General features: G+C 59.9%; 9 protein-coding genes. 6 read left to right on the top strand and 3 right to left on the bottom strand.

Annotation, left to right across the window (positions count from 1 at the left end):
* Window positions 1–90 precede the first annotated feature (90 nt).
* Window positions 91–1,536 carry an FAD-binding oxidoreductase gene (locus tag N7578_RS21875; RefSeq protein WP_311112315.1) on the bottom strand — a complete coding sequence of 482 codons (1,446 nt, stop codon included), beginning with the start codon at window positions 1,534–1,536 and terminating at the stop codon, window positions 91–93.
* A 207-nt stretch (window positions 1,537–1,743) separates the two neighbouring features.
* Here N7578_RS21875 and denD point away from each other — a divergent pair, with 207 nt between their 5' ends.
* The 4 genes from denD (at window position 1,744) to N7578_RS21855 (ending at window position 6,515) form a co-directional block, all read left to right on the top strand.
* Window positions 1,744–2,730, top strand: coding sequence for a D-erythronate dehydrogenase (gene denD, locus N7578_RS21870; protein WP_311112314.1), 987 nt, complete (start codon window positions 1,744–1,746; stop codon window positions 2,728–2,730).
* Window positions 2,727–3,629: an NAD(P)-dependent oxidoreductase gene (locus tag N7578_RS21865; RefSeq protein ID WP_311112313.1), complete on the top strand. Its 903-nt coding sequence runs from the start codon at window positions 2,727–2,729 to the stop codon at window positions 3,627–3,629. The genes denD and N7578_RS21865 overlap by 4 nt, the downstream gene beginning before the upstream one ends.
* Window positions 3,630–3,638: 9 nt before the next feature.
* Window positions 3,639–5,423: an IlvD/Edd family dehydratase gene (locus tag N7578_RS21860; protein WP_311112312.1), complete on the top strand. Its 1,785-nt coding sequence runs from the start codon at window positions 3,639–3,641 to the stop codon at window positions 5,421–5,423.
* Window positions 5,424–5,540: 117 nt separating this feature from the next.
* Window positions 5,541–6,515: a threonine/serine dehydratase gene (locus tag N7578_RS21855; protein WP_311112311.1), complete on the top strand. Its 975-nt coding sequence runs from the start codon at window positions 5,541–5,543 to the stop codon at window positions 6,513–6,515.
* 2 nt (window positions 6,516–6,517) lie between these two features.
* On the opposite strand, the gene N7578_RS21850 is transcribed toward N7578_RS21855, so the two are convergent.
* Window positions 6,518–7,618, bottom strand: a complete 1,101-nt coding sequence (locus tag N7578_RS21850) for an NAD(P)/FAD-dependent oxidoreductase (RefSeq protein WP_311112310.1) — start codon at window positions 7,616–7,618, stop codon at window positions 6,518–6,520.
* Window positions 7,619–7,840: 222 nt separating this feature from the next.
* Between N7578_RS21850 and N7578_RS21845 the strand changes: the two genes are divergently transcribed.
* Window positions 7,841–7,984 (top strand): hypothetical protein, encoded by a 144-nt coding sequence (locus tag N7578_RS21845; protein ID WP_311112309.1) that lies wholly within the window; start codon window positions 7,841–7,843, stop codon window positions 7,982–7,984.
* Window positions 7,985–8,056: 72 nt separating this feature from the next.
* On the opposite strand, the gene N7578_RS21840 is transcribed toward N7578_RS21845, so the two are convergent.
* Window positions 8,057–9,235, bottom strand: coding sequence for a M20 aminoacylase family protein (locus tag N7578_RS21840; RefSeq protein ID WP_311112308.1), 1,179 nt, complete (start codon window positions 9,233–9,235; stop codon window positions 8,057–8,059).
* 580 nt (window positions 9,236–9,815) lie between these two features.
* Here N7578_RS21840 and N7578_RS21835 point away from each other — a divergent pair.
* Complete coding sequence (locus N7578_RS21835; protein WP_311112307.1) at window positions 9,816–18,314, top strand: GH36-type glycosyl hydrolase domain-containing protein; 8,499 nt, start codon at window positions 9,816–9,818, stop codon at window positions 18,312–18,314.
* Window positions 18,315–18,675 lie beyond the last annotated feature (361 nt).

The following is an 18,675-nucleotide window of genomic DNA, read 5'->3' as shown; positions in this document are numbered from 1 at the left end:
TTATCTCTTGAACCACCTACGCGCGATTTCCTCCCTTCGCCCGTGGAGGCTGTATGGACGGCGCTTTTCGGAGCCGTCCATGTTTTTCCTTTAGCTATCCGCCGAAATACTGATCTGGCAACCGGGGTTCATACGGAAATCGGGATCGAAGGCGCTTTTCAGGCTCATGATCATCCGGCGCTGCACATCCGGTAGCCGGCTTTCGAAATCTCCCCGCTTCAGGCGACCGATGCCGTGCTCGGCGCTGATGCTGCCGACATAGCGATCGAGCACTTCATTGACGATGGTTTTCGACTTGTAGATGAATGCGTCGCGTTCTTCCGATGTCGAGCCGTTCGGTGGCAGCACGTTCAGGTGCACATTACCATCACCCACATGTCCATAGGACACGGCCAGGCATTCCGGCAGGCGTTCCGCCAGCTCGGCTTCGGCTTCAGCTACGAAGGCTGCGAGCTTGGAAAGCGGTACGGAAATATCGGTGCGCATGTGCGCGCCGCGCAGGGCCTGGCCTTCATTCATGCCTTCGCGGAACAGCCACAAATGCTGGGCCTGAGCGCGCGACGATGCAATCACGCCATCGAGTACCAGTCCGTCTTCCATGACGCCTTCAAGGAAGCGTCCCATGAGATCGGCGGTGTCGACCAGCCCCGAACCGGAAATCTCCATCAGCACGTAAGCGGGATAGTCTGCGGCGATCGGCATCTTCAGATCGGAGATAGCCTCGATTGCCAGTGTGAAGGCGACGGGCGGCATGAATTCGAAAGCGGACATCAGGTCGCAACATTCGCGGCGTGCCCGGCGGTAAAGCTTGATGGCGTCGTCCAGCGAGTTAAGGCCAAGCAGTGCGGTTTCGACGTGTTCCGGGTTGGGATAGAGCTTGACGGAAACGGCGGTAATGATGCCGAGCGTTCCCTCCGCGCCGATGAACAACTGCTTGAGGTCGATGCCGCGATTGTCCTTGCGCAGCGTGGAAAGTCCGTTCCAGATCGTGCCATCCGGAAGCACCACTTCGAGGCCGAGAACGAGTTCCCGTGTCATGCCGTAACGCAGAACGTTGATGCCTCCGGCGTTGGTGGAGACGTTGCCGCCGATCCGGCAGCTGCCCTGCGCGCCCAGCGACAGCGGGAAGAACATGCCTTTGTCTTCAACAGCATCCTTGAATTCCGACAGAATGCAGCCTGCTTCCACGACCGCGGAAAAATCATCGCTATCGATGGTGCGAATGGCGTTCATGCGCTCAAGGCTGATGACAACCTGACCGGCTGGATTGTCAGGCGTTCCGCCCAGGACCAGTCCGGTGTTTCCGCCCTGGGGGATGATGGCGAGTTTCAATTCGGCGCAGGCGCGTACCGCTGCCGAGACTTCTTCCGTCGAGCGCGGGCGAATGACTGCCACCGCCGAACTCTTCACGTCGCCGTGCCAGTCGCTGCAGTAACGGGCCATATCCTCCTCTGCCGTCAGCAGGAGGGATTCCCCCAGCATGTTTTTCAGCGAGAACCGCACTTCCTTCAAATCGTTCCCGACCACGTTCTGCATTTCACTCTCTCCCATACGTCCGCGCATATCCCGGCAAAGGTGCTTCCGCCCTTGCTTTTGCCAGTTTGTTAAAAAATACTATTTTCAATCGGATCATATAAGGTTATCAGACAACCTTACAAGCTAATTTATCGCCCCGCCGTTTCGATGGTGGAGCGCGTGCGTTTTTCGGTCCGGGAGAGTGACCGGATCCAAGAGGAGGATACTATGCATATCGCAATCATCGGAGCCGCGGGCATGGTTGGCCGCAAGCTGACGCAACGTCTCGTCAAGGACGGGGCGTTGGGTGGCAAGCCGATCGAAAAATTCACGCTGATCGACGTGTTTCAGGCTGAAGCGCCTGCAGGTTTTTCGGGCGCTGTCGACACGCGTGCGGCCGATCTTTCTGCTCCGGGCGAGGCTGAAAAGCTCGTTGAAGGCCGTCCGGACGTCATTTTCCATCTCGCGGCAATCGTATCGGGTGAAGCCGAGCTCGATTTCGACAAGGGATATCGCATCAATCTCGACGGTACGCGTTACCTGTTCGACGCGATTCGCATCGCCAACGGCAAGGACGGCTACAAGCCCCGCGTCGTCTTTACCTCGTCGATTGCCGTCTTCGGCGCGCCGCTTCCTTATCCGATCCCGGATGAATTCCACACCACGCCGCTGACAAGCTACGGTACGCAGAAGGCAATCTGCGAACTGCTGCTGTCCGATTACAGCCGCCGCGGTTTCTTCGATGGTATCGGCATTCGCCTGCCGACGATCTGCATTCGACCCGGCAAGCCGAACGCTGCGGCATCCGGTTTCTTCTCCAACATCCTGCGCGAGCCGCTGATCGGTCAGGAAGCCGTCCTGCCGGTGCCGGAAACCATTCGTCACTGGCACGCATCGCCGCGTTCTGCCGTTGGCTTCCTTATCCATGGTGCCACGATCGAGGTGGAAAAGGTGGGGCCGCGCCGCAATCTCTCCATGCCGGGCCTCAGCGCCACGGTTGGCGAACAGATCGAGGCGCTGCGCAAGGTCGCCGGAGAAAAGGCTGTTTCCCTCATCCGTCGCGAGCCGAATGAGATGATCATGCGCATGTGCGAAGGCTGGGCTCCTGGTTTCGAAGCGAAACGTGCCCGCGAACTCGGCTTCACGGCTGAAAGCTCCTTCGAAGAGATCATTCAGGTTCATATCGAAGATGAACTTGGAGGCTCACTGAAATGAGTGCTGCCGGGGAGGAGAAAAAGCGTTCGATTGCCTTCATCGGCACAGGTCTGATGGGAGGTCCCATGGCCCGGCGTCTGCTGGGTGCGGGATTTGCGGTCAAGGTCTGGAACCGCAGTGCCGAAAAGGCTGAAGCACTGGTGGCTGACGGTGCGGTGCTTGCCGCTTCACCGGCGGAAGCAGCCAAGGGTGCCGATGTCGTCATCACCATGCTCAGCGACGGCAAGGCTGTCGGCGAAGTGCTGTTCGACGCGGGCGTTGCTGATGCCTTGGAAAAAGGTGCCGTCGTGATCGACAGCAGTTCCATCGCACCGCCGATTGCGCGCGAACATGCATCGCGTCTGGAAGCACTCGGCATCCGCCATGTCGATGCACCGGTTTCCGGTGGCGTGCCGGGTGCGACCGCGGGAACGCTCGCCATCATGGCCGGCGGCGACGAAGCAGTCGTCGCTGCGCTTGCGGATGTCTTCGCGCCGATGGGCAGACTGACCTATGTCGGACCTTCCGGTGCCGGTCAGCTTTGCAAGCTCGCCAACCAGCAGATCGTCGCCATCACCATTGGTGCTGTTGCGGAAGCCATGATGCTGGTGGAAGCAGGCGGGGCATCGCGGGAAGGGTTCCGCAATGCCATTCGTGGCGGTTTTGCCGAAAGCCGGATTCTAGACCTGCACGGCGAACGCATGGTGAAGCGCAACTTCGCGCCGGGCGGTCCGTCGAAATTCCAGCTCAAGGACCTGAACGGTGTGCTGGCTACGGCAAAGGACCTGTCCCTGACATTGCCGCTGACGCAGCAGGTGACGCGTGAGTTCGACGATTTCGTAAGCGATGGGGGGGCCGATATCGATCATAGCGGTATCCTGCTCTACCTCGAAAAACTCAACAATCGGGAACAGGGCTGAGGCGGAACCATGAGCAACGACGTAACACAGAAGCGCCGCCTGCGCTCGCAGGACTGGTTCGACAATCCCGACCATCTCGACCTCACCGCGCTTTATCTCGAGCGCTTCATGAACTACGGCGTCACGCCGGAAGAGCTGCGCTCCGGCAAACCGGTGATCGGTATCGCCCAGAGCGGTAGTGACCTGACGCCGTGCAACCGCGTTCATGTCGAACTCGTCAAGCGCGTGCGCGATGGCATTCGTGATGCGGGCGGTATTCCCATCGAATTCCCCACGCACCCCATGTTCGAGAACTGCAAGCGTCCGACGGCGGCGCTTGACCGCAACCTCGCCTATCTCAGCCTTGTCGAAGTCCTGTACGGCTATCCGCTCGACGGCGTTGTACTGACGACGGGTTGTGACAAGACCACGCCATCGGCCTTGATGGCGGCGAGCACGGTCGACATTCCCGCCATCGTGCTTTCCGGAGGGCCGATGCTCGACGGTTATCACGAGGGCGATCTGGTCGGCTCCGGTACCGTTATCTGGCGTATGCGCCGCAAATACGGTGCTGGCGAGATCACCCGTGAAGAGTTTCTGCAGGCGGCGCTCGAATCCGCGCCGTCCGTCGGTCACTGCAATACGATGGGTACGGCATCGACCATGAACGCGATGGCCGAAGCGCTCGGCATGTCGCTGACCGGTTGCGGCGCAATTCCTGCCGCTTACCGTGAACGCGGTCAGATGGCCTATCGTACCGGTCGCCGTTCGGTGGAGCTGGTACTGGAGAACATCAAGCCGTCGGACATCCTGACGCGCGAGGCTTTCCTCAACGCGATCCGGGTCAATTCGGCGATCGGTGGCTCTACCAACGCGCAGCCGCATCTGGCTGCCATGGCCAAGCACGCGGGCGTCGAGCTTCGTGAAGAGGACTGGCAGGTTTACGGTTACGACATTCCGCTTCTGGCCAACGTCCAGCCTGCCGGAAAATGGCTCGGTGAGAAATATCACCGTGCTGGCGGCACGCCGGCCATCATGTGGGAGCTTCTGAAGGCGGGCAAGCTCGACGGAAACTGTTCGACCGTGACCGGGAAGACCATGGCGGAGAATCTGGACGGTCACGAATCGACCGACCGCGATGTCATCCTTCCCTATGATCAGCCGCTCAAGGAGCGTGCCGGCTTCCTGGTTCTCAAAGGCAACCTGTTCGATTTCGCCATCATGAAAACGAGCGTGATCTCGGCCGAATTCCGTCAGCGTTATCTGAGCGAGCCGGGCCGCGAAGGCATTTTCGAAGGCAAATGTGTGGTGTTCGACGGTTCGGAGGATTATCACGCCCGGATCAACGATCCATCGCTCGGTATCGATGAGCGTACCATCCTCGTCATCCGTGGCGCCGGTCCGCTGGGTTGGCCGGGTTCTGCCGAAGTCGTCAATATGCAGCCGCCGGATGCGCTTCTGAAGAAGGGCATCACCAGCCTGCCTACCATCGGCGACGGGCGGCAGTCGGGAACGGCGGATAGCCCCTCGATCCTCAACGCCTCTCCGGAAAGTGCCGCAGGTGGCGGTCTTGCCTGGGTTCGCAGCGGCGATGTCATCCGTATCGATTTCAATCAGGGTCAGTGCAACATGCTGGTGCCGGATGAGGAGATTGCAGCCCGAAAGGCGGACGGCATTCCAGCCGTTCCAGCCGATGCGACGCCATGGCAGCGTATTTACCGCAAGTCTGTGACACAGCTTTCCGATGGAGCGGTGCTGGAAGGCGCTGCGGATTTCCGCAGGATTGCTGAAAAGATGCCACGGCATAATCACTGAACACGCATCAAAGAAATCCCCGGTCACAGCCGGGGATTTTTTGTTTCGGGGCTGTTTCGCTGCCGCGTTTCAACCCCTAATCTCCCCGCTGCAAATCAGAATCACCGGAGCAGACAGATGACGAATATTGCGATGATCGAAGCGGCGCGTGAGCGTATCGGCAAAAATGCGGTGCGAACGCCGCTTTTGTCGTCGCATTTTCTGGATGAGATTGCCGGTCGCAAACTGTTCGTGAAAGCCGAGTGCCTGCAAAGAACCGGATCGTTCAAATTTCGAGGTGGCTGGTCGGCGGTGTCCGCCTTGCCTGCGGATGTACGCGCCAAGGGCGTGATCGCCTTTTCGTCCGGCAACCATGCACAGGGCGTGGCGCTGGCTGCGCAGCTGCATGGCATCCCCTCCGTCATCATCATGCCGTCAGATGCGCCGAAGATCAAAATCGACAACACCCGAGCCTATGGCGCGGACGTCGTTCTCTACGACAGGGCAACTGAAGATCGGGACGCGATCGGCGATCGTCTTTCGAAAGAGCGTGGCCTGACGCTGATCAAGCCGTTCGACGAGCCGATGGTCATTGCTGGGCAGGGGACAACGGGCCTTGAGATTGCCGAACAGGGTGCGGAGCTGGGCATCGAGGCTGCCGAGGTTCTGGTGCCCTGCGGCGGCGGCGGGCTGACGTCTGGTATTGCCTTGGCGCTTGATGCCAAGGCTCCGGGATACAGGGTCCACACCTGCGAACCGGAGCGCTTTGACGACGTGGCGCGTTCGCTCGCTTCCGGCAAGATCGAGCGGAACTCCACAACGTCTGGCTCGATCTGCGACGCAATCGTGACGCCGCAGCCGGGCAATATCACGTTTCCGCTCATGTCCGGTCTTTGCGGGGCAGGTTTTGTCGTGACGGAAGAAGAGGTGCTGCGCGCCATGGTGCTGGCCTTCAATCGCCTGAAGATCGTCATCGAGCCCGGTGGTGCGGTCGCACTGGCTGCCGCATTGTTCCATGGAAGCGAACTGGCGGGTGATACGGTTATCGCCGTCGCGTCCGGCGGCAATGTCGATCCGGAGATCATGGCTGATGCGCTTTCCCGTTTCGGCTGATTTCAGATCAGTCTTTCGGAAACTTCCCGAGCAATCGCCAAAGAGGCGGTCAGGCCGGGGCTCTCTATGCCGAAGAGATTGACGAGGCCGGGAAGCCCGTGGGCTTCCGGTCCGTCGATGCGAAAATCCATGGCCGGTTCGTTGGGGCCTGAAATCTTCGGGCGGATGCCTGAATAGGCTGGGATCAGCGCGTTTTTGGGAAGGCCCGGCCAATACCGACGTATCGCTGCGTCGAAGCCGCTCATGCGCTCCGGGTTGACGGCGTAATCGATGCTGCCCACCCATTCCACATCGGGCCCGAAACGGGCCTGTCCCGCCAGATCGAGTGTGAGATGCACGCCGAGGCCATGCGTATGCGGCGCCGGATAGATGAGACGCGAAAAGGGCTGCTTGCCGGAGAGAGCGAAATAACTGCCTTTTGCAAGCCGTGCTTCAGGAATCGCTTGTTTTGGCAGCCCATCTATTTGTTGCGCAGCCAGAGGAGCAAAGAGCCCGGCGGAATTGATGAGGAAGCGGCAGGTGAGGCTCAGCGGCTCGTTTCCGCCCACATGCACGAAGAAACCACTACCAGCCGGCTCGGCTTTGAGGAACGGTGTGTTGAGCGCCAGTGCGGCGCCATGATCTTCCGCGTCGCCCAGAAGGGCGAGCATATACCCATGGCTGTCTATGATGCCCGTGGAGGGGGAGAGGAGGGCGGCGGTACAGGACAGGGCTGGTTCGAGCCGTAGGGCGCGCTCCCCGTCGATCAGCTCAAGATCATCGCAGCCGTTGGCCTCGCCTTTTTTCCGGAGACCCGCCAGCATATCGGTTTCGGTATCGTTTGTGGCGACAATCAGTTTTCCGCAACGCCGATGAGAGACGCCGTGGCTTTCGCAAAAGGCATACAGCCTGTGCCTGCCCTCGACGCAGAGGCGGGCCTTCAGGCTGCCCTGCGGATAATACAGCCCGGCATGGATAACCTCGCTGTTGCGTGAGGAAGTTGCCGAACCGAACTCCGCTTCACTTTCTAGGATGACAACGGAGAGGCCACGCATGGCAAGCTCGCGGGCTGTTGCCAGACCGATCACGCCGGCGCCAATGATGACTGCATCTATGTCCGTCATTTCTTCCCAGTTGCCGGTGGCCTGAACCGAATTCGCTTTGTCGCGTTTACACCGCGTCATGGGTAGATTGATGCTTCGTGACCGGCAAGTCACGAAGCGATTTTTCCCTCTGGCCCGATCTTATGGAATTTCATCTCTACTGAAACAGTGGGGAATAGCGATATTCTTTAAGCAAGATGAGCGGGTGTCCGCTTCGGCGGATCAGCAGAAAGGGAGCGCTTAATGTCTTATTCCAGAGCAGGAAAAGCAAAAGACTTCGTTCCGCACTCTCAGGCGCAGCGTAGCTGGCGCGATACGGTGCATGCTGCACTTGTCGGTGTCTGCTTTGCATTCGTTGCCGCAGTCATTTTCGGTCTCGTTCCCTGATCCTCCCATTCTCGAGGGAATACGAGAAAACAGAGGCCGGTCACTCCTCGGACCGGCCTTTTTCTTGGCCTGTCAGGCTTTCAGGTAATCTTCCGCCAGCTCGACCCAGAACGCAGTTCCGATCGGCAGAATATCGTCATTGAAATCGAATTTTGGGTGGTGCAGCGGCGGATCGTTGTCCGTGCGCGCGGTTCCCAGGAAGAAATAGCATCCCGGCCGTTTTTCCAGCATATAGGCGAAATCCTCGGCTCCCATCGACGGGCGTGGCATCTCTGCGACATTTTCCGCTCCGGCAAATCGTTTTGCCAGTTCGTTGACGTATTCCGTTTCAGCCTTGTGGTTGATCGTGGCGTTGTAACCGCGATCATATTCGATGGTCACGCCCATGCCGTAGCTCGCGGCCTGACCTTCGGCGATGGCGCGGATACGTTTTTCAAGCTCGTCGCGCACGCCCGGATCGAAAGAGCGGATGGTTAGCAGCATTTCCGCCGTTTCCGGAATGACGTTGCTTGCCATGCCGGCATGGAATGCTCCCACGGTAACAACCGCCGAGAGCTGCGGGTGGATGTTGCGTGAAACGATCGTCTGCAACGCCATGATGATGCTTGCCCCTGCGACGATGGGATCTGCGGCGGCCTGCGGCTCGGCGCCATGACCGCCATACCCGTTGACGGTGATCTTGCATTCATCGACGGCCGCAAGAACAGGTCCATCACGCAGGACGAACTGGCCGAATGGCAGACCGGGATCGTTGTGGAGTGCGAAGACCGCGTCGCAGGGAAAGCGCTCGAACAGGCCGTCCTCGATCATGATGCGGGCACCGCCGAAGTTTTCTTCTGCCGGCTGGAAGATGAGGTGCAGAGTTCCGTCGAAGTTTTTGCGCTCGGCGATGATCTTCGCCGCTCCCAGCAGCATGGCGGTATGCCCGTCGTGTCCGCAGGCATGCATGACGCCCGGATGCTGGCTGGCGTATTCGGCGCCGGTTTCCTCATGGATCGGCAGCGCGTCGATATCGGCGCGGATGCCGAGCGTGCGTGTACCGTTGCCATTGCGCAGCGTGGCAACGATGCCGGTGCCTGCAAGCCCTCTTGTCACCTCATAGCCCATGGCCACGAGTTGCCCGGCGATGAAGTCAGACGTCTGATGTTCGGAAAGGCCGATTTCGGGATGTCTGTGAAGATGGTGCCGGATTGCTACAACCTCCGGCATGTGGTTGGAGAATGCGGTGGTGTTTGCCGTCTGTCTGGTCATCATGCGGTTCCGTTGCCCTGGCTTTGGCCTCCTCCATACCAGCATTGCGACGACCGCGTAAATGCAGAATGGCGCGGCGTGCGGGGTGCGCTACCCGATCCTTCGCCGTTTGGATGGCGCACCTTGAAACATCGCTTGCATCGGGCTGAAACCGGTGGCATGGAACTGATTGGCGATGCCGGGCGTTACGTCTTTCCGGTGGTAGAATTGCGGGGGAATTCCGCGTGACTGCCTGATTGGGAGACGGAAAGGGGAAGGCCGCCTTGCTGATATTGTTTTCGCTTTGGGGGAGCATGCGAAAGCCGCACGGAATGGCCATGTCCAAGGCCTCTCACCTTCCGGTTTTTCTGACAGATATCCGCCATATATGGAATTTCGATGCTTCAGCCATGTATGCAGCAGGCTTTGCGCCGAGCGGCGAAATATGCGCGGGAATGCGCTCCGCTTTCGCCGGTTCAGCAAAGGTTCATGATGGCCGAGACATATAACTGCGGTTTTGTTTTCATGATGCTTTCAGCAATATGATGCAAATGCCGAGCAAGACGAGCAACGCACCTAAACCGTTTTAGAATACGAGCCGATGTCATTTCATATTACGCCGCCTGCCGCCGCCCGTGATTCCGAAGCAAAGCAGATCGATCACAACGATTCGATCCGCGCTTCCTACATGACGATCGAAGAATTGTACGAGGCCGGTGCCGCGCTTTCCCGCGATGGCGCCGACAGTCTCCCCGGTTTCATGGAGTTCGATTTCTTCGAGCGCCATCGTGAAAACGAGAAGGAAATTCTGCGCGTTTATCGTACAACCGCGGTCGACGCGGAAAACGGTGCGACGATCACGCCCGCCGCGGAATGGCTGCTCGACAACCACTATGTCATCGAAGAGGCGATCCAGGAGGTCCGTCGCGATTTCCCGCGCAAGTTCTATCGTCAATTGCCGACGATGACGGTTGGTGGCGTCACCATCCCCCGCGTCATGGCGCTCGGCTGGCTTTATGTGGCGCACACGCACAGCACGGTCACCCGCGAGAACATGACGGCGCTGGTCGATGGCTACCAGACCTCCAAGACCCTGCAGATCGGTGAGCTGTGGGCGCTGCCATCCATCATCCGTTTCGTTCTTATCGAAAACCTGCGCCGCATCTCCATTCGTGTCGAGCGCTCGCGCCGCATGCGCCAGAAGGCGAACGAGGTTGTCGACGAGATCATCCGCCTGAACGATGCCGAAGCATCGGCAGCATTGCTCGGCCAGGTCAATTCGCTGGTTGACGATCCTACCTTTGCAACCCAGTTCCTCTATCGTCTGAGAAACGGCTCGCAGACGTCCGGCTTTGCGCTGGCTTGGCTCGAAGAGCGCCTGCATGCCGCCGGTACGGATGCTGAAAACGTGATGATGGCGGAGCACAACCGCCTCGCCTCCGGTAACGTGACGATGGGTAACATCGTCAGGAGCCTGCGCGAAATCGACGATACGGAATGGTCGGTCTGGTTCGAGGAAGTCAGCCACATCGACAAGGTTCTGCGCGAGGAAACGGATTACGAAACGCTCGATTTCGGCTCGCGCAATACCTATCGCAACACCATCGAGCTTCTGGCGCGACGTTCGCCGAAGACCGAAGTCGAGGTTGCCCGCGCTGCCGTGGAAATGGCGCGTTCCGTTCAGTCCGCTGCCGGAAACGACGGTGAACGCGTCAATGTCGGATCTGTGCTCGTCGGACAGAAACGCTTCGATCTTGAAAAGCAGATCGCCTACCGGCCGCTGGTATCCCAGCACATCGTCCGCTCGATGCGCAGCTTCAACTGGCTGTCGATTGCAGCACCGGTCCTGCTGATTACCGCCGCTGCAATGCTGGCCGTGGGCTGGTTCTTGGCCGAAGCTGGCATGCCCTGGTATGTGGTGACGGCTTTCCTGCTGATGTTCGCGCTGCCTGCCTCGGAAGGTGCGACAGGTCTTTTCAATACGCTGGTAACCTTCTTCGTGAAGCCGTTCCGTCTGGTCGGATACGAATTCAAGAACGGGATCCCCGAAGACGCGCGAACGCTGGTGGCCGTGCCCTGCATGCTGACCAGCCGTGACAGCGTCGATGAGATGATGCGCAACATCGAAGTGCACTATCTCGCCAATCCGCACGGTGAAATCTATTTCTCGCTGGTCAGCGACTGGCGGGACGGGCAGCAGGAGCAGTCCGGCGATGACCTCGAGATTCTCGAATATGCGAAGCGTGAGATCGCCGCGCTGAACAGCCGTTATGCCTTTGACGGCAAGACACGGTTCTACCTCCTGCATCGCCGCCGCCTCTACAATCCGGCGGAAGGCTGCTGGATGGGCTGGGAGCGCAAGCGTGGCAAGCTGCATGAACTGAACATGCTGCTGCGCGGAGACAAGGATACCACCTTCCTCAGCGGCGCCAATATTGTTCCGGCCGACGTGAAATATGTCATGACGCTGGACGCCGATACGCGTCTGATGCGTGATGCGGTGACCAAGCTGGTCGGCAAGATGCATCACCCGATCAACCGTCCGGTCATCGATCCGGTGTCGGGCCGGGTCGTTGAAGGTTACGGCCTGCTGCAGCCGCGTGTCACGCCGTCCCTGACGACCGGCAAGGACGCCTCGGTCTTCCAACGCGTCTTTTCGATCAATCGCGGTATCGACCCTTACGTCTTTACCGTTTCCGACGTTTATCAGGATCTGACCTCCGAAGGTACGTTCACGGGCAAGGGCCTTTATGACGTGGATGCCTTCGAAGCGGCTTTGAAGGGTCGCATCGAGGAAAACTCCATTCTCAGCCACGATCTTCTCGAAGGTTCGTTCGCGCGCTGCGCGCTGGTGACCGACGTGGAGCTGGTCGAGGATTTCCCGACCCGCTACGAGGTGGAAGTGTCGCGCCAGCATCGCTGGGCGCGTGGCGACTGGCAGCTCTTGCCTTATATCCTCGACCGTGCACGCGGCGTGACTGCCATCGGCCGTTGGAAGATGGTCGATAACCTGCGCCGTTCGCTGACCCCGATCGCGTGGTTCTTCGCGTCCATCCTCGGCTGGTACTTCATGGATCCGCTGGGCGCGCTGATCTGGCAGATCCTGCTGATCTTCTCGCTGTTCGTGGCGCCGACCCTTTCGCTTCTTTCCGGCCTTGTGCCGCGCTCGACCGATATCGTGCCGCAGGCGCATTTCCATACCATCTGGTCTGAAATCCGCGCCACCAATGCGCAGGTTGCACTCCGCATCGTCTTCATTGCCGATGCCGCCTGCATGATGACGGATGCGATTGCGCGTTCGCTCTATCGCCTGCTGGTCAGCCGCAAGCTGATGCTGGAGTGGCGTACTGCCGCCTCGATCCAGTCGAGTGCGCAGAGAAGCGTGCTCGGTTATTACCGCCAGATGTGGCATGCGCCGGTCGTTGCACTGCTCGGCCTGCTGTTTGCGGCGCTGCCCGGCGACAATGCCTTCCTGATCGGCATTCCTTTCGCGCTGCTGTGGGTTCTGTCACCCGCTGTCGCGTGGTACGTCAGCCAGTCGGCCGAAACCGAAGACCGCATGTTCGTGTCGGAGCATGTCTCCTTCGAACTGCGCAAGATCGCCCGTCGCACATGGCGTTATTACGAAGCCTTCGTCACACCGCAGGAAAACTATCTGCCACCGGACAACTTCCAGGAAACGCCTGAGCCGATCGTTGCCTCGCGCACGTCGCCAACCAACATCGGCGTTTATCTGCTGTCGGCGATTTCGGCGCGTCAGTTCGGCTGGATCAGTTTCGCTGAAACCATCGAGCGGATCGAAAACACGATCACGACCGTCGAAAAGATGGACAAATATCGCGGCCATCTCTACAACTGGTATCACACGGATACCTTGCAGACGCTTGGCCCTCGCTACGTTTCAGCGGTCGACAGCGGCAACCTTGCTGGTCACCTGATTGCCGTTTCGTCGGCCTGCCGTGATTGGGCAGAAGCGCCATCCGCGCATCTTCAGGGTAATCTCGACGGTATCGGCGATGTCGCCGGCATCCTTCGTGAGACGCTGAAGGCTCTGCCGGACGACCGCAAGAACCTTCGTCCTCTGCATCGCCGTCTGGAAGAGCGCATCATCGGCTTCTCCAACGCTCTGGCTTCGGTCAAGCGCGAGCATGAGTTCGCCTCGATCCGCGTCATCAACCTTGCTGTTCTTGCGCGCGATATCCAGAAGCTGGCCACCAACGTGGACCATGAAGTGAAGTCGACGCAGAGCACTGAAGTGACCCGTTGGGCCCAGCTGCTTGTCGAATGCTGCGAGGCGCATATCGCCGACAGCGCCATCGACCTGACCAATATGGAGCCGCTGCGTCAGCGCCTGACATCGCTGCGCGACCGCAGCCGAAACCTTGCCTTCTCGATGGACTTCACGTTCCTCTACCGTAAGGATCGCCGTCTGCTGTCGATCGGTTATCGTGTGGAAAGCAAGGAGCTGGACGAGGCCTGCTACGACCTTCTGGCATCCGAATGCCGTCTGACCAGCCTGTTCGCTATCGCCAAGGGCGATCTGCCGACGGAGCACTGGTATCGCCTTGGACGTCAGGTCGTGCCGATCGGCGCGCAGGGCGCACTGGTGTCCTGGTCCGGCTCGATGTTCGAATATCTGATGCCGCCGCTCGTCATGCAGGAGCGTCAGGGTGGTATCCTCAACCAGACCAACAATCTGATCGTCAAGGAACAGATGAACCATGGCCGCCGTCTGGGGACGCCGTGGGGCATTTCCGAAGCGGCCTTCAACGCCCGCGATCACAACATGAACTACCAGTACACCAACTTCGGTGTGCCGACGCTTGGCCTCAAGCGCGGCCTTGGCCAGAATGCGGTGATTGCGCCCTACGCGTCGATCCTCGCCAGCCAGTACGATCCGGAAGGCGCTCTGGAAAACCTCGACAAGCTGCGCAAGCTCGGTGCGCTCGGCCAGTACGGTTTCCACGATGCGGTGGACTTCACGCCGACGCGTGTACCGGATGGCAAGGTCTGTGCGGTGGTCTACAACTACTATGCACACCATCACGGCATGTCGATTGCCGCCGTTGCCAACGTCGCGTTCGATGGCGTGCTGCGTGAACTTTTCCATTCCGATCCGGTGATCGAGGCGGCGGAACTGCTGCTGCAGGAAAAGGCGCCACGCGAAGTGCCTGTCATGAGCGCAAAATACGAGCCGGAAACGCCCGGCAAGGAGCAGGCGGATCTGCTGCGCGCCGAAGTTCGCACGATTGCCGATCCGGCCGTTCGCGACCGCGAAGTGGTGTTCCTGTCGAATGGTCATTATTCGACCATGCTGACGTCCACGGGCGCCGGTTATTCCAAGTGGAACGGTCAGGCGATCTCCCGCTGGAAGGCCGATCCGACCGAAGATCGCTGGGGAACCTTCATCTTCCTGCGCGATACGACGTCCGGCCAGTGGTGGAGTGCGACCGCGGAGCCGCGTGTCATCGAAGGTGAAAAGACGAAAACGATCTTCACCGACGACAAGGCCGAGTTCCACAAGACTGTCGGCGATCTCCAGAGCGTGGTCGAATGCATTGTTGCCACCGAGCATGATGCGGAAGGCCGTCGCGTGACGATGCTCAATGTCGGTTCGGAAGACCGCTACATTGAAGTGACCTCCTACATGGAGCCGGTCATCGCGTCGGAAGACGACGACAACGCGCACCCGCTGTTCTCGCGCATGTTCGTGCAGACCGAGATCGGTCGTCGTGGCGACGTCATCCGGGCATGGCGTAACCGCCGCAGCCCGAATGAGCCGGGTACGGTCATCGCGCATCTGGCTGCCGACAATGCAGGCCCGTCGCGTCCGACGGAATTCGAAACGGATCGTGCCAAGTTCATCGGCCGTGGCCGTTCGCTGGCGGAAGCAGCCGCCTTCGATGCCGGCGCGACGCTTTCGAGCGCCGACGGCTTCACGCTCGACCCCGTCCTATCGCTGCGGCGCACCGTGCGAGTTCCGGCTGGCAAGAAGGTCAGCGTCATATTCTGGACGATTGCGGCGCCAAGCCGTGAGGAAGTCGACAAGGCGATCGATCGCTATCGCCATCCGGATGCCTTCGCGCATGAACTCGTTCATGCCTGGACGCGCACGCAGGTGCAGATGCGCCATGTCGGCGTCACCTCGCAGCAGGCGGCGGCCTTCCAGCATCTTGGCCGCTACCTTACCTATCCCGACATGCATCTGCGTGCGGATTCGGAAACGCTCAAGACCGGGCTTGCCTCACAGCGCGCGCTGTGGCCGCTTGCCATTTCCGGCGACTTCCCGATTTTCTCGCTGCGCATCAACGATGACATGGACATGGACATCGCCCGCGAGGCGTTGAGCGCCCATGAATATCTGCGGTCGCGTGGCGTGATCTTCGATCTCGTCATCGTCAATGAGCGTGCCGCGTCCTACGCACAGGACATGCAGCACGCGCTGGATCATATTTCCGAGGGCCAGCGTCGTATCAATCCGGCCGATGGTGGGCGACCGCATGTGTTCTCCGTCCGTCGCGACCTGATGGATGAGGAAACCTGGGCGGCGTTGCTTGCTGCGTCGCGTGTGGTTCTGCACGTTCGCAACGGCAAGATCGTCGATCAGATCAATCGCGCCGTATCGCTTTTCGCGGCACATCGCGGCCCGGATGGCAGCACCGAAGCGGCGCTTGCCCGCCTGCCGGCGCCGGCTTTCCCGGTTGCAGAGCCTGTCGAGGATGCGGAAGACCTGGATTTCTGGAATGGCTTTGGTGGTTTCACCAAGAACGGCCAGGAATATGTCGTGCGCCTGCACGGCGGCCAGTCGACGCCGCATCCGTGGATCAACGTCATTTCCAACGAAAGCTTCGGTTTCCACATTTCTGCGGAAGGCGCAGGCTTCACCTGGAGCCGTAACTCGCGCGACTACCAGTTGACGCCATGGAGCAACGATCCGGTCGTCAACCGTCCGGGCGAGGCGTTCTACGTGTCCGACGTCGAAACCGGAAAAGTCTATACGCCGTTCGCCACGCTGTCGCGTGATCCGGAAGCCGTCTTCGAAGCCCGTCATGGCCTTGGCTATTCCGTCTTCACTGGCACGGCCGATACGGTTGAGGTCGAAGTCACGCAGACGGTCGACCGCGAAAAGCCGGTCAAGTATTCGCAGGTCATCGTTCGCAACAAGGGAACGAAGAACCGCCGCCTGAAAGTCTACGCCTATGTGGAATGGATTCTCGGCAATAACGGCCAGAAGTCCGCGCCGTTCATTCTGAGCAGGCATGATGCCGAAAGCGGTGCGATTTTCGCGTCCAACCCCTATAGCATCGACTACAATGCCCGGACGTCATTCCTGACGATGGATAGCGAAGCGAGTGGCTTCACGACCAGCCGCCGCGAGTTCATCGGCCGTTTCGGTTCGGTGCAGGCGCCGCAAAGCGTCGTTTCCGGCGCGGTGCTTGCCGGGAACATCGAGGTGGATGGCGATCCGTGCGCGGCGCTGATGCAGGAAATCCATCTGAAGCCCGGTGAAGAGCGGCATATGATGTTCGTCCTCGGCGATGCGGACAACGCCGACGTGGCTCAGGCTCTGGTGAAGGACGCCCGCACTGCGGACTTCCAGACCGCGCTGGAAGAAAGCAAGGCATTCTGGGGCAGCTTTACCGGCCAGCTTCAGGTATCGACGCCGGATGCCGGCTTCAACCACATGGTCAACAGCTGGCTGCCTTATCAGGCTCTTGCCTGCCGCATCATGGCGCGAACGGCCTTCTATCAGTCGAGTGGAGCCTTCGGCTTCCGCGATCAGCTTCAGGACACGCTGGCCTTCCTGCTTTATCAGCCGGATCTCGCTCGCAGCCAGATTCTGCGTGCGGCCGGACGTCAGTTCGTGGAAGGTGACGTGCAGCACTGGTGGCTGCCGCTGACCGGCGCCGGCGTTCGCACGACGATTTCTGATGACGTTGTATGGCTTGCCTATGCCGTCAACCAGTACGTCACCGCGACGGGCGATGTTGCGATCCTTGATGAAAGCATTCCCTTCCTGAAAGGCCCGGCCCTGATGCCGGGGCAGCACGATGCCTTCTTCCAGCCGGAAACGGCCGAAAAATCCGCAAGCCTCTACGAGCACGCGGCACTGGCGCTCGATCTGGCGATCCAGCGAACCGGCGAAAACGGTCTTCCGCTGATCCTCGGCGGCGACTGGAACGACGGCATGAACCGTGTCGGCGTTGGCGGCAAGGGTACCAGTGTCTGGCTCGGCTGGTTCCTCGCAGGTGCGTTGCGCGATTTCATCGCGATCGCTGAAAAGCGGGGCGATGATGCGCATGTCGGCAAATGGGCGGCGCATCGTGAAAAGCTCCGGGCTGCGCTCGAGACGGCCGGTTGGGACGGCAGTTACTACCGGCGTGGTTACTTCGATGACGGCACCCCGATGGGGTCGTCGGAAAGCGAAGAATGCCGTATCGATTCGCTCGGCCAGAGCTGGAGCGTCCTGTCGGGCGAAGGTGAAGCAGGACGGTCGCGTCTGGCAATGGATGCCGTTCTCGAACATCTGGTCGATGAAAAGACCGGCATCATCCGCCTGTTCACGCCGCCTTTCTCGCAGACGTCGCATGACCCGGGTTACATCAAGGGTTATCCGCCGGGTGTACGCGAAAACGGCGGTCAGTACACGCATGCCGCAACATGGGTCGTACTGGCGCTGGCGAAGCAGGGCCGCAATCAGGATGCATGGAACTGCTTCAAGTTGCTGAACCCGGTCAACCACGCGCTCGATCGCGACGCGTCGCAGACATATCGTGTCGAGCCCTACGTGGTGACGGCGGATGTCTATGGCGGGGATGCCGCCTATGCGGGGCGTGGCGGCTGGAGCTGGTACACCGGTTCTGCTGGCTGGCTCTACCGGGCTGCCGTCGAGGGCATTCTCGGGATCAGCCGCATCGACAGCAAGCTGCAGATTTCCCCGGTCCTTCCGGATGACTGGAGCGGCTTCTCGGCCAAGATCACGCTGAATGGCAAGACGCGGGATATCTCCGTCAGCCGCAAGGCTGGTACTGCGGAGGTTTCCATCACCGTTGACGGAAAAGCCGTAGCCAACGAAAATGGCGTGGTTCAGATCGGCTGAGACTCAGACCTCTCGCTGATAAAACTACCGAATAGAGAAAAAAGCCCCTGCCGAGAGCGGGGGCTTTTTTGTTTTCCAAAGCGCCGCGCGCTGTTTGGAATGCGCAATCATGCTCTCAAGATGGCTGTGGTGATGAGGCTTTGCTGGGCCGCACATGATGCGTCAGCGTGGGAAGCGATAAGCCAAGACCCGCTATGAGTGGTCGATATGCGTCCACTTTGTCTGGCCGGTCTTGCGCAGAGTGCCGGATCCCTGAACTGGAGAGAGAACAACGCACAGCCGCACCTGTCGCCGTGTGATTTCACGCGAAGGGCGTGGCATTGCGTTGCGTTGCGAGCGTTCATGACTGCCGGGTCGGCCG

Source organism: Agrobacterium tumefaciens, from assembly GCF_031801495.1.
Lineage (GTDB): Bacteria > Pseudomonadota > Alphaproteobacteria > Rhizobiales > Rhizobiaceae > Agrobacterium > Agrobacterium tumefaciens_K.
The sequence above is the reverse complement of the archived record's forward strand: the minus strand, read 5'-3'. Positions and strand labels throughout refer to the sequence as shown.